20 protein-coding genes and 1 pseudogene are annotated in these 20,198 nt (G+C 58.4%); 6 read left to right on the top strand and 15 right to left on the bottom strand.

Going from position 1 to position 20,198, the window contains the following annotated elements; translation table 11 throughout:
• The first annotated feature begins 170 nt into the window (after positions 1 to 170).
• Both RX972_RS10310 and RX972_RS10305 read left to right on the top strand, forming a co-directional pair.
• The gene (locus RX972_RS10310; RefSeq protein WP_316874783.1) at positions 171 to 1,721 is read left to right on the top strand and encodes a PepSY-associated TM helix domain-containing protein; all 1,551 of its coding nucleotides are present in this window, start codon (positions 171 to 173) and stop codon (positions 1,719 to 1,721) included.
• A 384-nt stretch (positions 1,722 to 2,105) separates the two neighbouring features.
• Positions 2,106 to 2,411: a DUF3649 domain-containing protein gene (locus tag RX972_RS10305; RefSeq protein ID WP_316874782.1), complete on the top strand. Its 306-nt coding sequence runs from the start codon at positions 2,106 to 2,108 to the stop codon at positions 2,409 to 2,411.
• Positions 2,412 to 2,414: 3 nt separating this feature from the next.
• Here the strand turns inward: RX972_RS10305 and RX972_RS29475 are convergent, their stop codons facing one another.
• Together RX972_RS29475 and RX972_RS29470 are read right to left on the bottom strand one after the other, a co-directional pair.
• The gene (locus RX972_RS29475) at positions 2,415 to 3,128 is read right to left on the bottom strand and encodes a methyl-accepting chemotaxis protein (RefSeq protein ID WP_406645324.1); all 714 of its coding nucleotides are present in this window, start codon (positions 3,126 to 3,128) and stop codon (positions 2,415 to 2,417) included.
• Between the two features lie 141 nt (positions 3,129 to 3,269).
• Positions 3,270 to 4,304, bottom strand: a pseudogene (locus RX972_RS29470) (methyl-accepting chemotaxis protein); the annotation flags it as partial.
• Positions 4,305 to 4,629: 325 nt separating this feature from the next.
• On the opposite strand from RX972_RS29470, the gene RX972_RS10295 reads away from it, so the two are divergent.
• Positions 4,630 to 5,952 carry a UDP-glucose/GDP-mannose dehydrogenase family protein gene (locus RX972_RS10295; RefSeq protein ID WP_316874778.1) on the top strand — a complete coding sequence of 441 codons (1,323 nt, stop codon included), beginning with the start codon at positions 4,630 to 4,632 and terminating at the stop codon, positions 5,950 to 5,952.
• Positions 5,953 to 6,366: 414 nt separating this feature from the next.
• Here the strand turns inward: RX972_RS10295 and RX972_RS10290 are convergent, their stop codons facing one another.
• On the bottom strand, positions 6,367 to 7,248 hold the full coding sequence (locus RX972_RS10290) for a LysR family transcriptional regulator (RefSeq protein ID WP_316874776.1): 882 nt from the start codon (positions 7,246 to 7,248) through the stop codon (positions 6,367 to 6,369).
• Positions 7,249 to 7,298: 50 nt separating this feature from the next.
• Complete coding sequence (locus tag RX972_RS10285) at positions 7,299 to 8,051, bottom strand: Asp/Glu racemase (RefSeq protein WP_027901903.1); 753 nt, start codon at positions 8,049 to 8,051, stop codon at positions 7,299 to 7,301.
• Positions 8,052 to 8,300: 249 nt separating this feature from the next.
• Here RX972_RS10285 and RX972_RS10280 point away from each other — a divergent pair, with 249 nt between their 5' ends.
• From RX972_RS10280 to dxs, 3 genes are all read left to right on the top strand, one after another.
• Complete coding sequence (locus RX972_RS10280; protein ID WP_027901904.1) at positions 8,301 to 8,543, top strand: exodeoxyribonuclease VII small subunit; 243 nt, start codon at positions 8,301 to 8,303, stop codon at positions 8,541 to 8,543.
• Entirely contained in the window at positions 8,540 to 9,427 is an 888-nt protein-coding gene (locus tag RX972_RS10275; protein WP_316874772.1) for a farnesyl diphosphate synthase, read from the top strand. Before RX972_RS10280 ends, RX972_RS10275 begins: the two co-directional genes overlap by 4 nt.
• A gap of 160 nt (positions 9,428 to 9,587) precedes the next feature.
• Positions 9,588 to 11,483, top strand: a complete 1,896-nt coding sequence (gene dxs / locus RX972_RS10270; protein ID WP_316874769.1) for a 1-deoxy-D-xylulose-5-phosphate synthase — start codon at positions 9,588 to 9,590, stop codon at positions 11,481 to 11,483.
• 373 nt (positions 11,484 to 11,856) lie between these two features.
• Here dxs and RX972_RS10265 read toward each other — a convergent pair whose 3' ends face one another.
• From RX972_RS10265 to nrdR, 11 genes are all read right to left on the bottom strand, one after another.
• Complete coding sequence (locus RX972_RS10265) at positions 11,857 to 12,489, bottom strand: Vat family streptogramin A O-acetyltransferase (protein WP_410478216.1); 633 nt, start codon at positions 12,487 to 12,489, stop codon at positions 11,857 to 11,859.
• Positions 12,490 to 12,541: 52 nt separating this feature from the next.
• A complete protein-coding gene (locus tag RX972_RS10260; RefSeq protein WP_316874766.1) occupies positions 12,542 to 12,961 on the bottom strand; it encodes an MFS transporter in 420 nt (139 codons plus the stop codon).
• Entirely contained in the window at positions 12,958 to 13,575 is a 618-nt protein-coding gene (gene ribA / locus RX972_RS10255) for a GTP cyclohydrolase II (RefSeq protein ID WP_316874763.1), read from the bottom strand. The genes RX972_RS10260 and ribA overlap by 4 nt, the downstream gene beginning before the upstream one ends.
• Before the next feature lie 399 nt (positions 13,576 to 13,974).
• Entirely contained in the window at positions 13,975 to 14,484 is a 510-nt protein-coding gene (locus RX972_RS10250) for a phosphatidylglycerophosphatase A (RefSeq protein ID WP_027901910.1), read from the bottom strand.
• On the bottom strand, positions 14,481 to 15,446 hold the full coding sequence (gene thiL / locus RX972_RS10245) for a thiamine-phosphate kinase (protein WP_122707015.1): 966 nt from the start codon (positions 15,444 to 15,446) through the stop codon (positions 14,481 to 14,483). Before thiL ends, RX972_RS10250 begins: the two co-directional genes overlap by 4 nt.
• Before the next feature lie 123 nt (positions 15,447 to 15,569).
• Positions 15,570 to 16,070: a transcription antitermination factor NusB gene (gene nusB, locus RX972_RS10240; RefSeq protein ID WP_316874761.1), complete on the bottom strand. Its 501-nt coding sequence runs from the start codon at positions 16,068 to 16,070 to the stop codon at positions 15,570 to 15,572.
• Positions 16,067 to 16,543 (bottom strand): 6,7-dimethyl-8-ribityllumazine synthase, encoded by a 477-nt coding sequence (gene ribE, locus RX972_RS10235; RefSeq protein ID WP_027901702.1) that lies wholly within the window; start codon positions 16,541 to 16,543, stop codon positions 16,067 to 16,069. Before ribE ends, nusB begins: the two co-directional genes overlap by 4 nt.
• A 114-nt stretch (positions 16,544 to 16,657) precedes the next feature.
• Positions 16,658 to 17,749, bottom strand: coding sequence for a bifunctional 3,4-dihydroxy-2-butanone-4-phosphate synthase/GTP cyclohydrolase II (gene ribBA / locus RX972_RS10230; protein WP_027901701.1), 1,092 nt, complete (start codon positions 17,747 to 17,749; stop codon positions 16,658 to 16,660).
• An 18-nt stretch (positions 17,750 to 17,767) separates the two neighbouring features.
• Positions 17,768 to 18,439 (bottom strand): riboflavin synthase, encoded by a 672-nt coding sequence (locus RX972_RS10225; protein WP_027901700.1) that lies wholly within the window; start codon positions 18,437 to 18,439, stop codon positions 17,768 to 17,770.
• A gap of 47 nt (positions 18,440 to 18,486) precedes the next feature.
• The gene (gene ribD / locus RX972_RS10220; protein WP_316874851.1) at positions 18,487 to 19,587 is read right to left on the bottom strand and encodes a bifunctional diaminohydroxyphosphoribosylaminopyrimidine deaminase/5-amino-6-(5-phosphoribosylamino)uracil reductase RibD; all 1,101 of its coding nucleotides are present in this window, start codon (positions 19,585 to 19,587) and stop codon (positions 18,487 to 18,489) included.
• Positions 19,588 to 19,628: 41 nt separating this feature from the next.
• A complete protein-coding gene (gene nrdR, locus RX972_RS10215; protein ID WP_027901698.1) occupies positions 19,629 to 20,093 on the bottom strand; it encodes a transcriptional regulator NrdR in 465 nt (154 codons plus the stop codon).
• Between the last annotated feature and the right edge of the window lie 105 nt (positions 20,094 to 20,198).

The raw sequence follows: 20,198 nt of genomic DNA, 5'->3' as shown, positions 1-20,198 counted from the left end.
ACTTGTAGGAGCGCACGAGCACCGCGAGGCCGCGATAGCGGTGTATCAGACAAACCGCTATCGCTGGCCTCGTAACCTCGGTGAGCTCCTACAGGATTGGGTTTAGCCTGGAAGATTGCATTGTTTGAAAAGAGCCTTGGCCGCATTGATGAACCCCGGCGAACCAGATTATGAAAGGTAAATTCCGCCAGTCCATGTCGTGGCTCCACACGTGGTGCGGGCTGGTGTGTGGATGGTTGTTGTGTGCGATTTTCCTGACCGGCACGTTGAGCGTTTTCCGGGAACCCATCACGCGCTGGATGGAAGCGCAGCCACTGGTTGCAGCCGACCAAAACGCGCCCACCAGTGACATTTCGGGTGCTGCGCGCTATGCCGAGCATTACCTGCTTGAACACGCAACCGGTGCCCGATTCTGGCGGGTCGAATTCCCTCAGTATCCGGGCCAGGCCCTCCAATTGACGTGGCGTTCGGGGTCGACCCTTCAGCAGGTTTCGCTGTCAGCTAAAACCGGCGAAATACTCCCCAAGGGCGTCGCACGGAAAACCGAAGGCGGTCGGCACTTCATGTCGTTTCACTACATGCTGCATTTGCCGGTGCTGGGCTTCTGGCTGGTGGGCTGGCTGACCGTGGGCATGCTGGTTGCGCTGGTGTCTGGCGTAGTGATCCACCGGCGAATATTCCAGGATTTCTTCACCTTCAGACCTGACAAAGGTCTGCGCTCCTGGCTCGACGCACACAACGCCACGGCGGTCATGACCCTGCCCTTTCTGATCATGATTGCCTACACCGGGCTGGCCGTTTTCTATACCAGTTACATGCCCTGGCCTCTGCAAGCGGCTTACAGTTCCAGTCCGGATGCCTACAGTCAATTTCAGTCGGAGCTGTCGGGAAAAGCAGGCTCTATCGACAAGACCGAAAACACCGCAACTGACTGGCCCTCGCTTCTGCGACAGGCGCAAACCTTGACGGGCCAGGACGCACGCATGCTGGTGGTGCAGAACCCGGAGTCACAGAAGGCTACGGTCCGGGTGATGGGTCGCCACGATGAAGCTCACCCTTCCCAGACACTATTCACGCCGCAAGCCAGCGTGCTGTTTGACGGTATAACGGGCGCGACTTTGCAGGTCCAGAAGCCGCTGCCGGAAACCCTGTCGCTGGGCGATCAGATCTACGGCGTACTGCGTTCACTGCACTTTGCCGAGTTGGGCGGCTGGGGCATGAAGTGGCTGTACTTCGTCAGCGGGTTGCTGGGCATGGCGATGATGGCGACCGGTACGCTGCTGTTCACCATCAAGCGACGCAACAAGAGTCAGCGAGAATTCGGCACCGCGACTGCCAGGGTTTACCGTTGTATCGAAGCGTTTAACGTGGCGAGCATTGCAGGCATTGGCGTGGCGTGTATTGGATATTTCTACGCCAATCGATCCATACCGGTGGATATGGCGGACCGAGCCACATGGGAGGTTCGCAGCTTCCTGCTGATCTGGCTGGTGACGTTGGTTCATGCGCTGTGTCGACCGGTCAGCAAGGCGTGGGCCGAGCAACTGACCATCGCCGCAATACTGTGCTTATGCCTGCCGCTGCTCAATTTTTGCACAACAGGCCAGCATATCGGTCGTTATCTGGCCACAGGGGATTGGCAGCGCGGAAGCGTTGAGATTGTAGCGCTGGGGTTTGGAGTCATGCTGGTGATTGTTTTGTTGCTGCGGCGAAGTAGATGATATCTGCAGCAGATGCATGTGTGCCAATCAGCTACTCACGGCCCATCGATTTGGAACGCGATTCCCTGTGGGAGCGAGGCTTGCCCGCGATGCATGAGACGCAGCTTAAAGGCATAGCGCGTTTTCGTTTATCGTCGGAATGCCGCCCAGACCAAGCTCAGCTCCCACAGATTGTCCTTGATCTTAAGCTCATGATTGCCCCGTGGGACCGAATTCATTCGGGAAAGCGGTGTTTCAAGCGATGCATAAGCTGCGGATGTACCGGACTCTTCGCGAATGAATTCGCTCCCACCGGTATCAGCGCTTGCGGGCAAACATAGAAGCTCCCACATAAAATCGCATTTCAATTCGTAAATTATTTGCGGCATCTACAGGTGATGTGCAATGAAGAAAACCACCCACACACACCTCTACCGCTGGATGATTCTCAGCCGGGTGCTGGCCGCCACCCTCGGCGGTTATGTTTTGTCTGCGCTAGTGATGTCATTGCTGGCGCTGTTGTTGCCGCGCGTCTCAGGCAGCGATCCCGCAAGCGTCGTGCAGATCGCGACGTTGCTGAGTTTCGTGCTCTACACCGCCATAGTCATCTGGGTATTCAGCACCACCAGCGCCTGGCGGGCATGGTTCGGCCTGGGGCTGGCGGCGCTGTTGACGGGCGCGGTGATCGTCGGGCTGACGATCACCGTGTAAGCGTTAAACCTTGAAGTGCCCAACCATCATCTGTAGCTGACCACCCAATCGCGCCAACTCAACGCTGGACGCGGCGGTCTCTTCACTGGCTTCCGCCGTCTGCTCACACACGTCACGCACGTTGACAATGCTACGGCTGATTTCGTCAGCCACCGAGCTTTGCTGCTCAGCCGCTGCGGCGATTTGCTGGTTCATGGCCTGAATACTGGAAACCGTCTGAGTGATGCTTTCCAGCGAGGTGCCTGCCTTGCGCGTCAGGGCAACGCTGTTGTCGGTCAAGGCGCGGCTGCCGAGCATGATTTGCGAGACCTGACGAGTACCGTTTTGCAGCCCGGCAATCAGGCTTTCGATCTCTTCAGTGGACTGTTGGGTGCGTTGCGCCAAACCCCGTACTTCATCGGCAACCACCGCGAAACCTCGCCCTGCTTCACCGGCACGTGCCGCTTCGATGGCAGCGTTGAGCGCCAGCAGGTTGGTCTGCTCGGCCACGGCCTTGATCACGTCCATGACTTTGCCGATCTTGTCGCTTTCCTGTTCCAGCAAGGTCATGGCATCGCTCGAACGCAGCACTTCACTGGCAAGTTTTTCGATCTGCGTGATGGCCTCGCCCACCACTTTGTCGCCGTCCCGGGCTTGAGTGTCGGCGTTCGCCGCCGCTACCGAAGCCTGCTCGGCGTTGCGCGCAACTTCGTGCACGGTGGCAGACATTTCCTGCATCGCGGTAGCAACCTGATCGGTCTCGATCTTCTGATTGTTGACCCCGGCGCTGGTCTGCTCGGTGACGGCGGACAATTCTTCAGCCGCGCTGGCAATCTGCGTCACGCCATCACGAATCCCGCTGATCAGATCTCGCAGCGTGGCACCCATGCGCTGAATACCTTGCTGCAACACGCCCAGTTCATCGCGACGGGTAATGGTGATGGTGTGAGTCAGATCCCCCGAGGCAATGCGGTTCACCACTTCCAGGGTTTGCTGCAACGGACGGGTGATCTGACGCGTGATGATGATCGCCGCAAAGATACCCAACAGCAGGGCCAACACAGCACCGCCGATCTGCATGCTGCGGGCCTTGGTGGTGTCTTGCGCGGCAAGGCTACGCTGGATTTTGGAGAGTTCTTCGCCAAGGTTAACGATCTCGTAACCCTGGGCGGTCATGTCTTTGCGCGCCGACACAATCGTATCGTTGGCAGTTTTGTAGGCTTGAACCAGAGTCAGATAGTTACGCAGAGAGGCTTCAAGCTGTGTCACTTCGGTGCCATAGGTCGCATTGAACACAGTCTTCAGCTTGTCGACGTTTTTAATCGACGTTTCCAGTTGGCTGAACGCAGCCTGCTCGGTCTTTTCATTCGAGTTGCCGGTGTAACCGCGCACTTCATAACGAACCAGCTGGAAATCCATTTTGGCGTCAGCCACCAGTTGCAATTGGTCAGAACGCTCAGGGTTCGAGGGGTCCTGTTTAAGCACCGAGTCATTGATGGCAGCAATCAACTGAGCACCTTTGGTGGCCTCCACGCCCATATCGGCACGGACCTTGGTGCTGACCTGATAGCCACCGCGCATCTGCTCCAGCGACGTCTCGTAGTTTTTGATGATGTCGGTGAGCTGAGAAAGGGCTTTGGCGTTGAGCGGATTGGTGAAGGTCGACAGCAGCAGTTGCTGTTGCTTCTTGAAGTCGTCCAGGGCGGCCTGCACTTTCTGTGCGGCAGCTTCGTCGCCATTGGCAAGCATGTATTGCAGACGCGCGACGCGTAATACCGTCAGGCGATCAGAAAGCTCAGCGATGTCACCGATTCTGTCGGTGCGGTAGATCAGCTTATCCAGACTGGTCCACCCCAGAAGTGAAAGCAGTGCAGTGAATATAAGCACCGCCCCGAACCCCAGGGCTAACTTCATGGTGACGCTGATATTGGCCAAGCTGCTGTTCATAAACTCTCCGTGATGTGTCTGTGTTTCCCCAATGCACGCTGTTGTTATTTTTATTGAGAGCAACCTGTGCACAGGGCATATCGGCCAACACAACGGATAACTTGACTGTTTATGCGTTTTTTTGAGTCCCCCTGCTGATTAAGGACCACGCTGAAAGCATTGATCCAGAGCCTTCAGCGCAACGTAATTCATCGCCGGACAAGCGAAATCATCAGGTTGCACTGGCTGTAACACGCGCTCGATACCCTCATGCACGTCACCACGCTGCGCAAAAAACCGAGGGTAATGACTCATGAAGATCAGCGTTTTTGGATCAGGCTATGTCGGTCTGGTGGCCAGTGCATGCCTTGCCGATGTCGGGCATGACGTGCTGTGCATGGACATCGATGAGCAGCGAATAGAGCTACTCAAATCAGGCGAAACGCCGATTCATGAGCCCGGCCTGAACATGCTCATTCGCAGCAACGTGCATGCGCAAAGGCTGTTCTTCTCGACCGATGCCGCACAAGCCGTTGCCTTTGCTGACCTGTTGTTCATCGCGGTAGGCACGCCCTCCGATGAGGACGGCAGCGCTGACCTGCAATACGTCCTCGCAGTCGCGCGAAGCATCGGCCAGCACATGCAGACCTGCAAAACCGTGGTCAACAAGTCTACCGTTCCGGTCGGCACCGGGGAGAAGGTGGCAGAGACTATTCGTACGACGCTGGAAAACCGCGACCTGCAGATCCCCTTCGATGTCTGCTCCAACCCCGAGTTCCTCAAGGAGGGCGCGGCCATCGAGGACTTCACCCGTGGTGCACGGATCATCATCGGCACCGACTCCGAGCGTGTCAGAACGCTCATGCGCGAGTGCTATGCGCCTTACAACCGCAATCACGACAAGCTGATGTTCATGAGCCTGCGCGCCGCCGAACTGACCAAGTACGCCGCCAACGCAATGCTGGCGACAAAGATCAGCTTCATGAATGAAATGGCTAACCTGGCCGAGCGCCTGGACGTGGATATTGAGCAAGTCCGCCACGGCATTGGTAGCGATCCGCGCATTGGTTATGACTTCATCTATCCCGGTTGCGGCTATGGCGGCTCCTGCTTCCCCAAGGACATTCAGGCACTGAGTCGCACAGCCCATGAAGTCGGGTACAACCCGCAACTACTCAGGGCTGTGGAAGAGATCAACCAGCGACAGAAAACCGCGCTGTTCAAAAAGCTCGAACGAGCTCTGGAGGGGCAATTGGCAGGCAAGACCATCGCTGTCTGGGGACTGGCCTTCAAACCCAATACTGACGACATGCGCGCCGCGCCGAGCAGAGACTTGATGGAATCACTGTGGAGCGCCGGAGCCAGCATTCAGGCGTACGACCCCGAGGCGATGCAGGAATGTCGAAGAATCTACGGCGAACGTGACGATTTGGTTCTGGTCGGTGATCGCATCCAGGCAGTCAAAGGCGCGGATGCATTGGTGATCTGCACCGAATGGAAAGCTTTTCGCAGTGTCGATTTCACCTGGCTCAGGCAGCAACTCAGGTGCGCGATCGTGATTGACGGGCGCAACCTTTATGAGCCCAAAGCGTTGGCGGATGCGGGTTTGAGTTATTCGAGCATGGGTCGGGCCTGAGTTTCGGGGACGAAGTGAAATGCACTCCGATTTCCCGCCCCACGGCCGATCTGTGAGCGCACGAGCAACGCGAGGCCGCAATAGCGGTGTGTCTTCCTTCGGCGGGTTCAGGGAGGTAAAGATAGCGGTATGAGGTGTGTAGGAAAAGTCTGCGGATCGCCGCCAATCCTGTGGGAGCCAGGCTTGCCTGCGATAAGACTGGACTCGATATACCTGACATTTGCGGTGCCTGTATCGTCGGAATGCCGCCCAGATCAAGCTCTGCTCCTATCAAACAAAATATAAATCACTGAATAAACGGGGGTTGTTGGAGCGAGTGGGCGGTGTCAGGGATACAGGGCTAGCTCCCACAGGTCCAGCGGCGTGCGCGCCTACAGGATCATGCCTGCCTCAGGACAGGTGGCCGGCGCTGACTCAACCACCCAGCAAATGCTCCAGAAACAACCCCGCCGCGCTCGAGAGTCCTTCACGCGGGCGGATGCAGACCATCAATTCCCGCTCTGCCCACGGCTCATTGAGCACCACTGTTCGTACGCCTTCCAGCCTATAAATCCCGACGCTACCCTGCGGCAGGATGCCGATACCGACGCCCGCCTGAACCATCAGACACAGCGCATCGTAGCTGGACACTTCCATGCGGATTTTCAGCGAACGCCCCACATCGTTGGCGGCTTTGATCAACTGGAAATTCAGGTGGGTACCGCTGCGCAGCGCTACGTAAGGATGATCAAGGGTTTCGCTGAACGTGACGCTGTCACGGCCCGCCAGCAGATGCGTGTCGGGCACCAGCAACACCAGCCGATCCTTGCGAAAGGGAAAGACTTCAACATCGGTGCCATGGGGCAAGCGGGTGAAGATGCCGATATCAGCGCGGTTCTCGGCCACGGCTTTGGTGATGGCCAGGCTTTCCTTTTCTTCAAGCCGGATATCAATCAGCGGGTTCATATCCATGAACGACTTGATCAGACCCGGCATGAACTGGCTGATGGCCGAGATGTTCGCCAGCACATGCACCGAACCTCGACGACCATGGCCGTATTCGCGCATCTGCACGACGATTTCATTGAGGCTGTTCAGGGCACTGCGGGCCATGTACAAGAGGGAGATACCCGCCGCAGTAGGCGTGACGCCCTTGTTGGTGCGCACCAGCAAAGGCGCGTCGAGCAACTCTTCCAGCTCACTGAGCCGCTTGCTGACCGCCGCCGCGGCAATGTGCTCGCGCTCGGCGGCGGCAGCGATGGTGCCTTCTTCGATAACACTGACGAATAGGCGCAGCGAAACAGGATCGAGCTTCATGGGAAGTACCGGACGTGAAGTCCGGTCATAGTACGCGTTCAATCAACCTCTCAGAACGCGCCTGACAACAGATGACCGGCGTTTGGCACTTTGGCTTCCAGCCCCAGGGTTTTCAGGATCTGATAAACGGTGGCGACCGAGGCGGACAGTACCGGCTTGTCGAGCCGATCCTGCACGACCTGAATCGCAGGCAATGACGGCATCTGCACACAGCATGACAACACCACACCATCCGCCTGGCCGATATTCAAACGATCGGCATGCGCCACAAGATTCATCGGATCAAGACGCCCTACCGCCAGATTGTCGGCCACCTCCAGACTGATGGAGTCCGTCACTTCGATCCCTGCAGCTTCGATGTAATCAATCACTTGCTGAGTCAGCGGCTTCATGTACGGCGTAATAATCGCGACTTTTTTGTAGCCCAGCACATTAAGGCTATCGATCAGTGCCCCTGCCGAACTCAGCACCGGGGTTGGCGCTTCGTTCCCGGCAACCACGTTGCCAAGACGTTCCTGAGACACTTTGTGATAACCCGCGCCCTGGCACATGATCGCCACCAGACAGGCGTAGGCCATGACATCAACACGTGCGTCGCTCAGTTCCAGCGCGCAACGGTCGCTGTCGATGTCCATTTTTTTCAGCTCTTCCGGGCTGACCTTCATCATGCGCATGCGCGCCGAATGAAAGGTGAAGTGCTCTTCGGGGAACAGCGAGTAACGCGAGGTCAACATCGCCGGAATTTCGGTTTCCATGGTGGTGTTGGAGCTGGGGACGATTTGCCCGATACGGAAATTCTTCATTGTTCTGCCCTCGATAAAGCAAACGATCCAAAGATCACAGGCTTGCGATGCTAGAAGCGCTGAACGAGCGCGTACATCAGGCATTGATGAGGCTGCCATCGCGGATGACGATGGCTATCCGGCAGATGAACGGTGTAACAAACCGCTGGTTTACCCTGCCCGAACAGCCATTTTAGCGCCGCCCAATTTGCCCAGAAGCCCTCGCTCTGCTAGTGTCGCGCCGGTTTAACCTCTACCGGAATAGCCCCCATGGCCCGCAAGAAAGCTGCACTGGATTTCGAACAATCACTCGCTGATCTGCAAACGCTGGTAGAGCGTCTGGAGAACGGCGAGCTGTCGTTGGAAGACTCGCTGACTGCCTTCGAGCAAGGTATTCGCCTGACTCGCGAATGCCAGGGCGCGCTGGCGCAAGCCGAACAGAAGGTTCAAGTGCTGCTCGAACGCGACGGCGAACTGGCCGAAGAGCCATTCGACGCGGAACAACCTGAATGATCGCGACTTATCAGGCACTGAGTCAGACCCGCGTAAACGCGGCGCTGGAAGGTCTGTTTGCAGCACCCGCTCCAGAATTGACCCGCCTGTACGCTGCCATGCGCTACAGCGTGATGAACGGCGGCAAACGTGTGCGCCCGCTGCTGGCCTACGCAGCCTGCGAAGCGCTGGGCGGTAACGCCGAAGATGCCAACGGCGCAGCCTGCGCCGTTGAGCTGATCCACGCATATTCGCTGGTTCATGACGATTTACCGGCGATGGACGATGACGATCTGCGGCGCGGCCAGCCAACGACTCACAAGGCGTTCGACGAAGCCTGCGCGATTTTGGCCGGTGATGGCCTGCAAAGCCTGGCCTTCACGGCTCTACTCGACCCACGCCTGACCTCGCGAGACGCCGAAGCCCGCCTGCAAATGGTCAGTGCTTTGGCATTGGCCGCTGGCCCTGCCGGTATGGTTGGCGGTCAGGCCATCGACCTGGGTTCGGTAGGTCTGAAACTGGATCAGGCAGCACTGGAATTCATGCACCGGCACAAGACCGGCGCGCTGATCGAAGCCAGCGTTAAGCTTGGCGCACTGGCCAGCGGCAATGCTGACCAGACCCGACTCGATGCGTTGCAAGTCTATGCCCGGGCCGTTGGTCTGGCATTTCAGGTGCAGGACGACATTCTCGACGTTGAAAGCGATACCGAAACCCTCGGCAAACGCCAGGGCGCAGACATCGCCCGCGACAAGCCAACGTACCCGGCGCTGCTGGGGCTGGAACCGGCCCGGCTTTACGCCTTGCAACTGCGTGACCAGGCCATCAACGCCCTGCGACCTTTCGACGCGTCGGCTGATCCGCTGCGTGAGCTGGCTCGTTTCATCGTCGAACGGCGCAACTGATCCCTTTAACTCGACTGCAAATACTCCGAACCGGTCTTGTCTGGCCGGGTCAGAAACGTGTGTTCTCCAGGTTTGCCGACGTATCAAAAACTGCACTTCATGGGCAGCATGCGATGCATCAGGTAAACTGCCGCCTCTTTTACTTATAACGATTCGCCTGATGCCCACGACGTTTAAAGAGATTCCCCGCGTGCGCCCAACCACGCCGCTGCTCGACCGCGCTGATACGCCGGACGGCTTGCGTCGCCTGGGCGAAGCCGAGCTGGAAGACCTGGCCGATGAACTGCGCCTGGAGCTGCTCTATTCCGTTGGCCAGACCGGCGGGCACTTCGGTGCCGGCCTGGGTGTGATCGAGCTGACCATCGCCTTGCATTATGTCTTCGATACCCCGGACGACCGTTTGGTCTGGGACGTGGGCCATCAGGCGTATCCGCACAAGATCCTCACCGGCCGTCGCCAGCGCATGAACACCCTGCGCCAGAAAGACGGTGTTGCCGCCTTCCCGCGCCGCAGCGAGAGCGAGTACGACACTTTCGGCGTCGGCCACTCCAGCACCTCGATCAGCGCAGCATTGGGCATGGCCATCGCCGCCCGTCTGCAAGGCAGCGACCGCAAGTCCATCGCCGTCATCGGTGATGGCGCGCTGACTGCGGGGATGGCGTTCGAAGCGCTGAACCACGCGCCTGAAGTCGCCGCCAACATGCTCGTCATCCTCAATGACAATGACATGTCGATCTCGCGCAACGTTGGCGGGCTGTCGAATTATCTGGCAAAGATTCTTTCCAGTCGCACTTACAGCAGCATGCGTGAGGGCAGCAAAAAGGTTCTGTCGCGTTTACCTGGTGCCTGGGAAATTGCCCGCCGCACCGAGGAATACGCCAAAGGCATGCTGGTGCCCGGCACCCTGTTCGAAGAGCTGGGCTGGAATTACATCGGGCCTATCGACGGCCACGACCTGCCAACCCTGATCGCCACGCTGCGCAACATGCGTGACCTCAAAGGTCCGCAATTCCTGCACGTTGTGACCAAGAAAGGTAAAGGTTTCGCACCTGCTGAAGTCGACCCGATCGGCTACCACGCCATTACCAAACTGGAGCCACTCAATGCTCCGGCCGTTGCCCCGAAAAAGGCCAGCAGGCCGAAGTATTCCGGTGTGTTTGGTCAGTGGATCTGCGACATGGCCGAGGCTGACTCACGTCTGGTGGGTATTACCCCAGCGATGAAGGAAGGCTCGGACATGGTCGAATTCGCCGAGCGCTTCCCGGAGCGCTACTTCGACGTGGCCATTGCAGAGCAGCACGCTGTAACACTGGCTGCGGGCATGGCCTGCGAAGGCGCCAAACCAGTAGTAGCGATCTACTCCACCTTCCTGCAACGCGGCTATGACCAGCTGGTGCATGACGTGGCGGTGCAGAACCTCGACGTCCTGTTCGCCATCGACCGCGCAGGCCTGGTAGGCGAAGACGGCCCGACCCACGCGGGCAGCTTCGATCTGTCGTACTTGCGCTGCATTCCCGGCATCGTGGTCATGACGCCGAGCGACGAAAACGAATTGCGCCTGATGCTTAGCACCGGCTATCTGCATAACGGCCCCGCCGCTGTGCGCTATCCACGGGGTACCGGGCCGAACGCAGTGATCGAGAGCGGCCTCGCACCGATCGAAATCGGTAAAGGCATCGTTCGCCGTAATGGTCAGGGCGTTGCCATTCTGGTGTTCGGCGTGCAATTGGCTGACGCGCTTAAAGTCGCAGATAAGATCGACGCCACCGTAATCGACATGCGCTTCGTCAAACCGATTGATGAGGCACTGATCCGCGACGCTGCAGCCAATCATGAATTGCTGGTGACCGTCGAAGAAAACGCCGTCATGGGCGGTGCCGGTGCTGCCGTCAGTGAGTTTCTGGCACGGGAAAACATCCTCAAGTCCGTGCTGCATCTCGGCTTGCCGGATGTCTACGTTGAACACGCCAAGCCTGCACAAATGCTGGCTGAGTGCGGATTGGATGAGGCGGGTATCGAAGCGGCGATCAACGAGCGACTAGTGTTGATTGGCTAATCGTTGAAAGCATCAAAAAGAAAGGCGCTCATTGAGCGCCTTTTTTTGTGCAGTTTGGTTGATGACTGGCAGCGAATGGCACTGTGTCCCGATAACGCTCTGTCGCGAAGCAAACCACGGAACTGTAGGAGTGAGCTTGCTCGCGATTCGATTTTTCTGTTTATGAATCATCGACTGGCCTGACGCTATCGCGAGCAAGCTCACTCCTACAGGGGATGCGTTTCACCCGATGACTATGCGTCTCGCTAAGCAAACACGGATCTGTAGGAGCGCACGAGCAGCGCGAGGCCGCGATAGCGGTTTGTCTGATACACCGCCATCGCTGGCCTCGTAACCTCGGTGAGCCCCTACAGGAAATGTGCGCGTATTTACGCTAAACAGCTGCCTCTAACGCCTCGATATCACCTGAAACAATCATCTGCAGATTCCGGGTAATTTTCTCTATGGGCCAGTCCCACCAGGCAACGGTCAAAAGTCGCTGGCTGACTTCAGCGGGGAAGCGGTGTTTCAGGACTTTGGCCGGGTTACCGCCAACGACGCTGTAAGCAGGGACATCACCCACCACTACCGAGCGCGAAGAGATGATCGCCCCGTCGCCGATCGTCACGCCCGGCATGACCAGCACGTCGTAGCCCATCCAGACATCGTTACCCACCACGGTATTGCCTTTATAGGGCAAGTCTCCCGGCTCAGGGGTGACCTTCTCCCAGCCACTGCCAAAGATTTGAAACGGATACGTCGAGATGCCATTTATCTTGTGGTTGGCACCGTTCATGATGAATTTAGTGCCCCGCGCCAGTGCGCAGAATTTGCCAATGATCAGTTTGTCGCCAATGAACGGGAAGTGATAAAGGACGTTGCGCTCGAAGTTTTCCGAATCTTCGGGGTCATCGTAGTAGGTGTAATCGCCCACAATGATATTCGGATTGTTGAGGGTGTTCTTAATGAAACACACCTGCGGAAAGCCGTTCATTGGGTGGGGGTTTTTCGGGTCAGGTCCGTTCATGGAAAGCTCCTTTTTCATGCAAGTACACACAGCGCCTACAGGTGGCAGTACTTCAAACCAGTTGCCGGGGTAAGCGGTAAAGATACAGAAGCACCGCACTGGAGAACGCCAACAGCAGCAGCGGAACCGTTTCCAGCCCGACAAAAACCGCCAGTGCAGCGATCCATGCCGGCAACCCCGCAGTCAGAAACGCCACGCGACGGGCGTCAGCGAGGTTGATCCAGGCCGCGGACTCTTCAGGGGTGTCGCGGGCAGCGCCGGTAGCGATCAGCGCGTGTTTGTAGCGGCCGAATGGCTTGAGGCTGACAAACATCGATAGCAGCCCGACAACGAAGAGTGGCATCGCCAGCACGGGAAAAATGGCGTTTTTGCTATCGAACGCACCACTGATCACAAACAGCGGCGCCAGGGTCAACACCAGTTGCCACCACCACGCGAGAGCGAAGCGGCGTCTGGTGTTGTGGCGATTCAAGCGCGATCAGCCTCGCCTTGATCCTCATTGCCCATCATGTGGCCGAGCTTGCCGGCCTTGGTCGCCAGATAGAGCTTGTTGTGCGGGTTATGGCCGGTATGCAGCGGTACACGCTCGGCAACGTTGATGCCCATCTCGGTCAAGGCTTTGACCTTGCGCGGGTTGTTGGTCATCAGACGCAGGGATTCGACCCCCAGGTGCTGCAGCATTGGCAGGCAGATAGCGTAATCGCGCTGGTCTGCGGCAAAACCCAGACGCTCATTGGCTTCAACGGTATCAGCACCACCATCCTGCAGTTCGTACGCGCGAACCTTGTTCAGCAAGCCAATGCCCCGGCCTTCCTGACGCAGATAGAGCAAAACGCCGCGACCTTCAGAAGCGATGGCACGCAAGGCAGCTTCGAGCTGTGAACCGCAATCACAACGCTGACTGAACAACGCATCGCCGGTCAGGCATTCGGAATGGACACGCCCCAGCACTGGAGCACCATCGGATACGTCGCCCAGGCTCAACACAAGATGTTCGCGACCGGTCGCATGCTCAAGAAAGCCATGCATGGTGAATTCGGCAAAAGGGGTAGGCAGCTTGGAAGCGGCTACAAATACGACGGGCACCGTGTGCTCCTGATCAGTATGGGACTGGAAATTCGCAAGGCACGCATTGTAGCAGCACGCCTCGGCAGACGCTTATGCCGAATTGTGGGGCATACAGATCGGGAAGTTAGATTGATGCCCTGTGGGAGTGGTCCTGGTATCCCTGACACCTCGCTGTCGCTAAGCAAACGGATGACCCTGTAGGAGCCAACTTTTTGGCGAGACGTCGGACCCGCATCGTCAGAAATTCCGCTTCGCCAACAAGTTAGCTCCTACAAGGTCCGCGTTTCAAATCCATTATTGGAGTGATGTTTGATAGGAGCGTGGCTTGCCCGCGATAAGGTTGAACGCGATTCACTTTAGATCGCGTCCAGACTTATCGCGGGCAAGCCTCGCTCCCACAGGAAAGCACATTGCGGCTCAAATCCACGCCCAGACCCAGACGATTCCCTGCATCGCCGCCCAAGCGAATACGCCCGCTAGCACGTCATCGAGCATGATCCCGACGCCACCGTGCACCTTGCGATCGATCCAGTGAATGGGCCATGGCTTGAGAATGTCGAAAAAGCGGAACACCAGGAACCCCACCAGCAGCCAGACCCAGCCCTCGGGCACTAGCCACAAGGTGATCCACATGCCGACCATTTCGTCCCAGACGATGCCTTCGTGGTCGTGTACGCCCAGATCATCCGCGACTTTGCCGCACAGCCAGAAACCGAACAGCATGGTGATGCCGAGCATCAGCCAGTAGCCCCAGTCCGGAAGCATTTGCCACAGCGGAATGAACGGCACGGCAACCATGGAACCCCAGGTGCCCGGCGCTTTGGGCAGGGTGCCGGAGCCGAAACCGAACGCCAGGAAGTGCCACGGGTTGGTCCAGACCGAAGGTGGAACGAATTCCGCCGGGACCTGCTTTGGATGATCTGTCACGGTGTCTCCCGAAAATGTTGGTAGCCGCGTGCCAGGACAGGAATGTCGTGACCCATGGTGTCGATCAGCGCGACGCCCTCGCCCGCCTCGACTCGCCCGATGACATGGATGGGTAATCCTGCGTCGAGCAAATCCTGTAAGTGTTCTGGGGGCAACGTGAACGCCAGCAAATAATCATCACCACCACTCAACGCTGCTTCCCTCGCGCCCTGCTGCCCGATAAAGGCTAGCAAAGGCTCGGACATCGGCAGCGTTTCCTGCTCGACCAATAGCCGGACTTTTGATGCCAGCGCGATATGTCCGCAGTCTGCCAACAGACCATCGGAGATATCCAGGGCGGCGCTGGCCTTGCCACGTAGCGCCAGCCCCAGGGTAAATTGCGGTTGTGGCGACCAGTAGCGCGCCAGTAAAGCCTCTGCGGTAGACGCCTCAGTGGTGCGCTGGTTCAACACAAGCGGCAATGCACCCGCCGCATCGCCCAACGGTCCACCGACACACAGCAGATCCCCCGGAAGTGCGCCGCTGCGAGTCAATGCCTGACCCGTCGGCACGCGGCCGAATACCGTGACTGTAAGGCTTAATGGCCCCCGAGTCGTATCGCCGCCCACCAGTCGCAAGCCGCAACCTTGCGCCATGAGGTTCAAACCTTCGGCGAAAGCCTTCAGCCAGTCGGCAGATACTTCAGGGAGGGTCAACGCAAGGGTAAATGCAACGGGCGTGGCGCCCATGGCCGCCAGATCACTGGCAGACACGCCAAGCGCACGCTGGCCGAGCAGGAAAGGATCGCAAACGTCAGGGAAATGCACGCCGATGACCAGCGTGTCGGTAGAGATCGCCAACTGCTCACCGGGCGGCAGCGTCAGCAAAGCGCAGTCATCACCAATCCCCAGCGCCACACCTTCACCCGCTTGCGCACAAGGCGCAGCGGCGAAGTAATTGCGGATCAGCTCAAACTCGCCCATCAGGATCTCTTATTGTGTTCTCAGCCTGTATTTGCGTTGCTCTATCGCGGGCAAGCCACGCTCCCACAGGAGATCGCATTCCCTGTGGGAGCGTGGCTTGCCCGCGATGAAGGCGACCAGATCTTAGCGCTTGTACGCTTTGACTTCAGCTTCACGCAGGCGCGGGGCCAGTTTGTCCAGGACGCCATTGACGAACTTGTGGCCGTCAGTGGAGCCGTAGACCTTCGCCAGCTCGATACCTTCGTTGATCACCACGCGATACGGCACATCGACGCGCTTGAGCAACTCGTAGGTGGACAGGCGCAAGATGGCCAGTTCAACCGGGTCGAGCTCTTCAATGGTCAGGTCCAGGCATGGCGTCAGGGCCGCATCGATTTCGTCGATGTTGGTCGGCACGCCGCGCAGCAGCTCACTGAAATAAGGGCCGTCGACATCTTTGAAGTCGTTATCGACGCGGAACTGCGCTTCGATTTCATTCAGCGAATGACCCGCCATGATCCACTGGTAAAGCGCTTGAGTTGCCAACTGACGGGCTTCCCGGCGCTTGACGCTCTTGGATGGCTTGCCAGCGTCCGCAGGTTTTGGATCGCGCGGGTTGAACTGATCGCTGTCGTCGGAAATCACTTGGCCTCCAACTGCGCCAGCAGGCTGACCATTTCAAGGGCGGACAACGCAGCTTCTGCGCCTTTATTACCGGCTTTGGTGCCGGAGCGCTCAATGGCTTGTTCGATGGTGTCGACAGTCAGCACGCCGAACGCAACCGGCACGCCGAATTCCATGGAAACCTGGGACAGGCCTTTGACGCATTCGCCGGCGACGTATTCAAAGTGCGGAGTACCACCACGGATCACTGCGCCAAGGGCGACGATGGCAGCGAACTCACTGCGCTGGGCAACTTTTTGCACAACCAGCGGGATTTCGAAGGCACCCGGAGCGCGGATGATGGTGATATCGCTTTCTTTGACGCCGTGGCGTACCAAAGCATCAACAGCACCGCTCACCAGACTTTCCACGACGAAGCTGTTGAAACGGCCAACTACCAGAGCGTAGCGGCCTTGGGGAGCGACGAAGGTACCTTCGATGGTCTTCAGGGTCATTCGTGTAAGTCTCGTATTAAAGAGCAAGTACGCCTTGGGGCGAACTATAGGGATGTTAGGCCACGAATCAGATTAGCCGGTGGCACGCACAAAAGCGCACCACCCGACCGGTCTTTATTCGGAGGGCACGTATTCTACAACTTCCAGATCGAAACCGGATATCGCATTGAACTTCATTGGCGAACTCATCAGGCGCATTTTACGCACACCGAGGTCACGCAGGATCTGCGAACCGGCCCCCACGGTGCTGTAAGTGGTCGGCGATTTGATCGGCAATTGCCCGGCGGTTTCACGAATATGCGCCAGCAGCACATCGCCATCCAGCGGGTGACCGAGCAACAGGACAACACCGCTGCCCGCCTCGGAAACCTTGGTCATCGCGGCGCGCAGGCTCCAGCGGCCAGGCTGTTTGACCATCAAAAGGTCACGCAGCGGGTCCATGTTATGCACCCGCACCAGGGTCGGTTCTTCTGCGCAAATCTTGCCCAGCGTCAGTGCGAGGTGGACGTCACCTTCCACTGAATCGCGATAGGTCACCAGGTTGAACTGGCCCAATTCGCTGTCCATTGGCTGCTCGGCAATCCGCTGAACGGTACGTTCATGGATCATCCGGTAGTGAATCAGGTCGGCAATCGTACCGATCTTGATGTCGTGTTCCGCCGCAAAAGCTTCCAGTTCAGCCCGACGCGACATTGTGCCGTCGTCGTTCATCACTTCACAGATCACGCCGCTTGGCTCGAAACCGGCCATGCGCGCCAGGTCACAGGCTGCTTCGGTGTGCCCTGCCCGGGATAATGTACCGCCGGCCTGAGCCATCAACGGGAAAATGTGGCCGGGGCTGACAATGTCTTCCGCTTTGGCGTCTTTGGCCGCTGCAGCCTGCACGGTGCGGGCACGGTCAGCAGCAGAAATGCCAGTGGTCACGCCTTCGGCAGCTTCGATGGACACGGTGAATTTGGTGCCAAAACCGGATCCGTTACGTGGTGCCATCAGTGGCAGCTTGAGGGCCTCGCAGCGCTCACGGGTCATCGGCATGCAGATCAGGCCACGCGCGTAGCGGGCCATAAAGTTGATGTGTTCAGCCTTGACGCACTCGGAAGCCATGATCAGATCGCCTTCGTTCTCGCGATCTTCGTCATCCATGAGGATGACCATTTTGCCCTGGCGAATATCTTCAACCAGTTCTTCGATACTATTGAGCGCCACGCGGCACCCTCCTTCAATTCAGGATTTGAGGTAGCCGTTGGCGGCCAGGAAGCTCTCGGTGATGGTGCCGGACTGCCCTTTCGAGGAGTCGGCGGCCTTGTCGCCCATCAGCAAACGCTCCAGATAACGCGCCAGCAAATCCACCTCAAGGTTGACCTTACGGCCCGGACGGTAGTCGGCCATGATGGTTTCGGCCAGGGTATGCGGCACGATGGTCAGCTCGAACTCGGCACCGTCAACGGCGTTCACGGTCAGGCTGGTGCCGTCGACCGTGATAGAACCTTTGTGCGATATGTACTTGGCCAGCTCGCGGGGGGCACGCACTTTGAACTGGATAGCGCGGGCGTTTTCCTCCCGGGAAACGATCTCGCCAACACCATCGACGTGGCCGCTGACCAGATGGCCGCCCAGACGTGTAGTCGGGGTCAGGGCCTTTTCCAGGTTGACCGGGCTGCCGGTCTTGAGATCGATGAACGCCGTGACGTCGAGGGTTTCACGGCTGACGTCAGCCCAGAAGCCATCGCCGGGCAGCTCTACAGCAGTCAGGCAAACGCCGTTGACCGCGATGCTGTCGCCGAGTTTGACGTCGCTCAGATCAAGTTTGCCCGTCTCGACATAAACACGGACATCGCCGCCTTTAGGGGTGATGGCGCGGATGCTGCCGATGGATTCGATGATGCCAGTAAACATGGGTCCTCCAGGAGAACAAGCCCAGCGCGCTGAGCGAAAGGCCGAAATTATACGCCGGGTGGGAGCTTGGGGGTTGCAATGACTCGCCAGTCATCACCCACGGCGCGTATATCCGTAATTTTCAGCTCAAAAGCCTCGCTCATCTGCGCCAGCGGCAGATCAAGCAATGGGCGAGCAGAAGAGCCAAGGAACTTGCCTGCGACGAAAATCTGGAATTCATCCACCATCCCCAGGCGAGTAAACGCCCCGGCGAGACGCGGGCCCGCTTCGATCAGCACGTCGTTGACACCGCGAGCCGCCAGCTCGACCAGTAACTTGCGCAGGTCTACATGACCGCCGCTGCCGGCCAGGGCCAACATGTCGTGGCCTTCATCGTGATAACGCTCGCGGGCTGACGCGGCAGCGCAGGTCACCACCAACGCATGCCCGGCCTGAAAGAACGGCGCATCCAGCGGCACCCGCAATCGGCCGTCGATCAACACCCGCAGCGGCGGACGCGTCATGGCCAAGCCGGAGAGCTCGGCATTCAGGCCCAGCTCATCAGGACGTACAGTCAGGCGAGCCTTGTCGGCCAGCACGGTGTCAGCGCCAGTCAACACGACACTCGATTGCGCACGCAGACGCTGTACCGCCCCACGCGCAGCCGGGCCGGTGATCCATTGGCTTTCGCCGCTGGCCATGGCGGTGCGACCGTCCAGGCTCATGGCGAGCTTGACCGTCACATACGGCAAGCCTTTGATCATGCGCTTGAGGAAGCCTTTGTTCAGCGCCCGGGCTTCGTCTTCCAGAACCCCGCACTGCACCGAAATACCGGCATTCATCAAACGCAGCAAACCGCGTCCGGCAACATCGGGATTGGGGTCCTGCATGGCTGCGACCACTCGCGCCACGCCAGCATCGACCAGCGCATCGGCGCACGGCGGTGTGCGGCCATGATGACTGCAAGGCTCCAGCGTCACATAAGCCGTCGCGCCTTTGGCCTTGTCGCCCGCATGACGCAAGGCATGCACTTCGGCATGCGGCTCGCCAGCGCGAGCGTGCCAGCCTTCGCCGACAATCTGCCCGTCGCGCACGATCACGCAGCCGACTCGTGGGTTGGGATGGGTGGAGTAAATCCCTTTGCGCGCCAGTTCCAGCGCGCGCGCCATGTAATGGGTGTCCAGCGCGGTTTGCTCAGTCAACGAAGCACTCACTCTTTAGCTGGCTCGCGAGCCAGGCGATCGATTTCTTCGCGGAATTCGTTGAGGTCCTGAAAACGCCTGTAAACAGAAGCAAAGCGGATATACGCCACTTCGTCGAGCTTTTGCAGTTCGCCCATGACCAAATTGCCCACCACCAGCGACTTGACCTCGCGCTCGCCAGTCGCGCGCAGCTTGTGCTTGATATGCACCAGCGCTGCTTCCAGCCGCTCGACGCTGACCGGGCGTTTCTCAAGGGCGCGCTGCATACCGGCGCGCAGCTTCTCTTCATCGAAGGGCTGACGGCTACCGTCTTGCTTGATCAGGCGTGGGAGCACCAGCTCGGCTGTTTCGAACGTCGTGAAACGCTCACCGCACGCCAGGCATTCACGACGACGACGAACTTGATCGCCTTCGGCAACCAGGCGGGAATCGATGACTTTGGTGTCATTGGCACCGCAGAAGGGACAGTGCATGGTGGCAGGCAACAAAAATAGGAAGGGCCGCCATGGTAGCGCATCCCGCAGGCAAGACAAGTCTTGGACTTTGCGCTATATAGACGCGCATCTGGCGCGGTGTTC

This window comes from Pseudomonas syringae group sp. J309-1, from assembly GCF_032582135.1.
In the GTDB taxonomy this organism is placed as follows: domain Bacteria; phylum Pseudomonadota; class Gammaproteobacteria; order Pseudomonadales; family Pseudomonadaceae; genus Aquipseudomonas; species Aquipseudomonas quasicaspiana.
The sequence above is the reverse complement of the archived record's forward strand: the minus strand, read 5'-3'. Positions and strand labels throughout refer to the sequence as shown.